Source organism: Bacteroidota bacterium, assembly GCA_030706565.1.
Taxonomy (GTDB): Bacteria; Bacteroidota; Bacteroidia; order Bacteroidales; family JAUZOH01; genus JAUZOH01.
The window spans coordinates 1-5,257 of record JAUZOH010000274.1 but is presented as its reverse complement, the minus strand read 5'-3'; the positions used below and the strand labels follow the sequence as shown (position 1 = coordinate 5,257).

Annotated in this window: 3 protein-coding genes; 1 reads left to right on the top strand and 2 read right to left on the bottom strand. The window is 42.3% G+C overall.

All coding sequences use genetic code 11. From position 1 onward, the window contains the following. Nucleotides 1-1,491, bottom strand: a 1,491-nt coding sequence (locus tag Q8907_12375) for a TonB-dependent receptor (protein MDP4275066.1), incomplete at its 3' end; no start/stop codon positions are given. Between the two features lie 344 nt (nucleotides 1,492-1,835). Here Q8907_12375 and Q8907_12370 point away from each other — a divergent pair. After that, the gene (locus Q8907_12370; protein MDP4275065.1) at nucleotides 1,836-2,609 is read left to right on the top strand and encodes a sulfite exporter TauE/SafE family protein; all 774 of its coding nucleotides are present in this window, start codon (nucleotides 1,836-1,838) and stop codon (nucleotides 2,607-2,609) included. Nucleotides 2,610-2,689: 80 nt separating this feature from the next. On the opposite strand, the gene Q8907_12365 is transcribed toward Q8907_12370, so the two are convergent. Then, entirely contained in the window at nucleotides 2,690-5,173 is a 2,484-nt protein-coding gene (locus Q8907_12365; GenBank protein MDP4275064.1) for a glycosyl hydrolase 115 family protein, read from the bottom strand. Between the last annotated feature and the right edge of the window lie 84 nt (nucleotides 5,174-5,257).

Below are 5,257 nucleotides of genomic sequence, written 5' to 3'. Positions count from 1 at the left end.
TGATAAGTTCTTAATGGGTAAGGCATCGGCCGAAAATTCTATCCCCTTGTTGTTGATTTTGCTGCCGTTATAAAGTTTTCCCATATAGCCGGTGACAATCAGGTTGTCGCCTTTTACAATAAAACCGGTTAATTCCACATTAAGTTTCCGTTGCAGGAATGATTGCCGGATACCGGTTTCATAATTCATGACTTTTTCTGGATTAAGTTTGGGATTATGATTCCACATGAAAAATTCCCTAAGTGTCGGACTGCGGAATCCTTTACCAATGGATGCCTTCCAGGTTGTTGAGGAGCCCAGGTGGTAAGCAAAGCCTCCGGACGGAATCCATTCCTTTCCGTAAACTTTGTTGTCCTGTAAGCGGATGCCTGCATTAAGCGTGAATTTATCAAACAAGGTTTGTTGTACAAAACCGTAGACCCCGATTTCATATAATGTGGTGTCGACATAGGTTGTAGTTGTTCCTTCAGCATCTGTGGTGGTGGCTTTTCCTCCATAATTGGTATAATCTCCACCCAGGGTGATACTGTTCCCTTTAAACAATCTTGCAGATTCGCTGATATTCATCCCATAATTGGCATCATTTGATTTGAATCCATCAGTAAAATTGTGTTTGCCAAAATTATAAAAAGCTTTTACCGTTCCAGAAAATTTCTGATAATCGTTATCTATGGTAAATGCCCCGTATCCCCTGGTAATGTTCTGGGTAGCTCCGTAAACGGCGTTTACAGTATCCGGCCCCGGATCGGTTGCCTTAAATTTTGTCAGGTTGAAATCTGCACATGTAGTTATATGGCTGTTAATATCGTAACCCAGTTTGATGTACCCGTTGTTTTCCCTGAAACCGGAATGGGAACGGTGGCCATCCGTCTGGTCGTTATTGAATGATGCGAATACACTGAATTTGTCTTTTTTGTACCCGCCGGAAGCCATATATTTTTGTGTGTTGTACGATCCGTATATGATGCGGGCATCGCCGTGAAAATTTTCCAGATTTTGTTTACGGGTGATAATGTTGATCACACCGCCCATTGCATTGGAGCCATAGAGAATGGAAGCCGGGCCTCTGATTACTTCGACCTTTTCCACATCGGAAGCGATATACGAATCGGATAAAGGATGCCCGAAAATTCCCATAAACTGGGGATGCCCGTCAATAAGAATCAAAACACCGGTAGTAGGATCACCCCCGATACCCCTCATGGTTATTTGGCCGGTACCTCCGCCTGAGACGCCGAATCCTGTAATCCCCCTTTCGGTAACGAAGAGGCCCGGTACACGGCCATTTAATATGGGCAACAAAGCAGATTCATCGCTTTCAGAAATCTGCTGGCGCGATATTACGGAAACAGACATGGGTACGTTGTTTTTATTGACTTTTACCGGAGTGCCGGTTACAACCACTTCATCAAGATTGACGGTTTTTATTGTGTCTTTCTTTCCCTGCGCGTTTAATACGGGGGAAATACTTATGACAAAAGCAAAAATCATAAGTAGATGGTTTAATTTGTTGATTTTCATTATTATGTTTATTGCATTGCTATTTCTATATTTACGTGTTACTATTTATTAAAATCGTAACACGATTAAAGCAAAGATATAAATTTTTAATATTATATGTTGGTTTATATGAATTTTGTTGCTCCTTAGTCGGGATAGGCGTATTTTAGTGATTTTAACTAAATAACAAAGTATCCTTATAATAACATTGGAGGCATTTAATCCCACGGATTGTCAATTTTATTAATTAAGAGAAAAATAAATACTTTTGTACCTGGTTTTATTCCACAGTAGGGGTTAACATGAAGAATATATAATTAACAATAATTGAAGAGATGATTTTAGTATTTGGGGTTTTGTTGGTTGGCATTTTGGCGGGAGTAATGTCAGGATTGTTTGGTATTGGGGGCGGAATAGTGATGGTTCCAATGTTGATTGCTTTTTTGGGGATGAATATGCTCAATGCCAATGCGGCATCGTTGGCAGCAATGCTTCTTCCGGTTGGGATTTTTGGCGTAATTAATTATTATAAAGCTGGTTATATTAAGGTTAAAGATTCTCTTTTCATTTCAGGGGGACTATTAATCGGTTCTTATTTTGGAGCAGAACTGGCTGTTTCAGTTAACATTAGTCTGCTGTCCAAACTTTATGCCTTGTTCCTGATGTATGTGGTTTGTAGCTATCTGAATATCCCTTCCCGTTTTATGGGTAAAAAGTCAAAATCTGAAATTAAAGAATCCCCTGACCGTTCCTTCTGGCAATTCATTGCCCTGGGACTTTTTGCCGGTATAATTGCGGGCATGTTTGGCAAAGGGGGAGGAATTGTAATCGTACCGGTTCTTACCCGTTTTTTTCGTTACGACCCCAAGGCTGCAGCTGCTACGTCGCTGGCGGCACTTCAATTGCCCGTCGGCCTGCCCAGTGTGATTGTTTATGCCAGTAACGGGCATATGAACTGGTTATATGCAGCTTTAATGGCTGGAGGCATTTTAGCCGGCGCTTTTTTGGGATCCAAAGCTGCTATAAACCTTCCCTCAGGTTTATTTAAGAAGATTTATGCTGTTTTCCTGATTGGAATGGCTTTTTATATGGTGTATAAATATATCTGATAGCTCTGTTGTGATACTTAAAGGATAAAAAAACGCGCCCAAACGGGCGCGTTTTTTTGTAATATTGGAGGAACCATGAATTAGTTTATGGGAAGGGAGACCTTATCTATGACAACTCCCGGATCGACTGCCCGAATTTTCAGAACGTGTTTGCCTGCTGAAAGCCCGGTTAAAGAAACTTTTGCCTGCACGAAGTTGTTTTGAATTCCGTTTCTTCTGTTTGGGCCATTTTCATCTTCTTTACCATTAGAACCGGGAACTTCGACTTCAACCGGCTGTTGGTTGTCTACACCAACAACTACCCGAAGTTGCATGCCGGGAGAGATCCTAAAGGTCGGCATGAAATTGATGAGCACATCACCCTGGCTACTTTTGGGAGTAAACTCAAATTCCAGCATTGGTGCCGAATTATCGTTAACCTTCCATGAAAATTCAGGGCTTGTTGGCAGTAATGCAAGAGCTCTGCCTGATGAACCTAAGCCAGGGACAGTTGCCCATTTGGCTACCCCGGAGGTCGATTGATGGTCGGCAGTGGCTGCATCGCGCCAGACACGGACTTCCTGTTCGCTATTTTTCGAATCCGGGGCCAGGTTCGTTTTTTCGCCCCATGGCCATCTTACCTGGCTGTTCCATGCGGTAAGGTTTTTCGCTGTTTCCAGTCCCGGCATCATAAATTTCCATTTGCCTCCGGCCGTTTCGTTATTATATCGCTCAACCTGCTTTTCCAGAAATCCTCTGAGGCGCGTAATCTCTTTTTTCAGTGAGACACTGTCCCCGCCCAGCTGAATTTTGCGGTCGGCCATAAAAATCAGTCCTGAAGCCCCCAGCACCCGGGCTGGAAAACCAACTAATTCAAAATAAGCATCCCTTGAGGCAGCGGGAATTTGGTTCGTAATCTTTTCTTCTTTTTTGAGCAAATTCGTATAATCATTATTTAATTCTGCCGCGCTTTCAGCAGGTAAACTAAGGGCCCAGGCCCGGTTCATCAGTTCCGGTTTATGAATGGTGCCAAGTCTGTAAAATTCACCTAACAAACCGGAAATTTGTTGGGCCAGTTTGTCTCCGAAATGTTCGGCGGCAAAGGAATGCAGAAAACGAGGCTGGGAATCGGGTCCCATAGCCTTCAGGTTCCAGGCAAGATCAGCAAAATAATCTATTCCTATCTCCATAGGTTTGATATCCCCTACATTGACTACCCACAATGTACGTGTGTCGTTTTCCCAGGATTTGTTCAGCTCTTCCCACATCAGGGCAGGTGCAGTAGTGTTGATCCAGGTATAAGAATGAGGCCATCCGTAATAGGACAAATGCCAATATATTCCGGCACCCCCAGGACGCTTGCGTTCTTTCAATGAGCTTAAACGGCGCATATAGCCGAAATTGTCATCTACCCATACCAGGGTTACATCTTCGGGAACTTCCAATCCTGCGTCATAGAGTGGCAATACTTCTTTGTAAGGAACAAAACACTGGGCTACCGGGCCCCATTCTTTGGAAACGTAAGTATTAATTAAATCACGTTGATCTTTAAAAACCTGGTTTACCAGCTTTATGCGGTCGGGAATTTCAACCGGAGGCTTTTGCATCCCCTGATCATGAATTCCACGGATACCCAATGTCCAGACTGCTTCTTCGGAATTCCGGGCTTTTACATTGTTTTCCCAATAATCATGGATGGTATCACGATTCAGACTGTAATTCCAGGGCCCCCTTACTTTTTGGTTCCAATGTACATTATTGCATAACATGGGTTCGCAATGGGATGAACCTGCAACAATTCCGAATTGATCTGCCAAAGCAACATTCTCAGGTACTGACCCAAACTCAGTGGTACAAGGATGCATTGCAGGCCATATATAATTCATTCGCAAGCGAAGCATCAATTCAAAAACCTTTTCATAGGTTTTTGGACCAATGTTTTTAAAAGCCGGATCAAAGGTCTTTTTGGCCCATTGATTAATTCCCCAATCTTCATCATTGATAAAAATGCCCCGATACTTTACCGAGGGAGAATTGGAAACGTAATTAACTTGTTTTAAATAAAGTGTGGTACTTTTCTGCACCGGCACATCAGCCCACCAATACCAAGGCGATACACCAATGGCTTTAGAAATCGTAAACACTCCGTATGCAGTTCCACGACGGTCGCTGCCTGCAACTACTAGCGCTTGTTTGACTCCGGGAAATGGGTCCTCTATGGTTTTGATGACAAAACGTTCCCATTGATCGCGTATAGAGTCAACGTTCAATTTCTTGGCCTTTATCAATTCATCAATCAACCGATTTTTGCCCAGGGTTCCAATGATGATCATGTTGCCTTTAATCCCTGACACTGAAGATACCCTTTGAGGCATCTTTCCGGTAACCCTTTCAACATCTGCAGCAAGGAATTCAGCCGACTTTTTGACAACTTCAAAATCTGTTGTTTCGAAATAAATACCTGCCAAACTTTTATTGCTGGCAATAGGAAAACAGGATTTGTTATTTTTAGGCTGTCTTAAAACCTCAATTTGAGCAGATAAAATATTCGGAATTAACAGCAATCCCAGTAATAGTGCTTTCATGTATAATATGTAGATTAAATTTGTACAAATTAAAGTAAATTTTAAAGGCTTTAAACAAACCGGTGAAGAAACTTTTGTCTGATG

Coding starts and splice junctions, on each gene's coding strand:
- Q8907_12365 (MDP4275064.1), bottom strand. CDS start 5,173: ATGAAAGCACTATTACTGGGATTGCTGTTAATTCCGAATATTTTATCT.
- Q8907_12370 (MDP4275065.1), top strand. CDS start 1,836: ATGATTTTAGTATTTGGGGTTTTGTTGGTTGGCATTTTGGCGGGAGTA.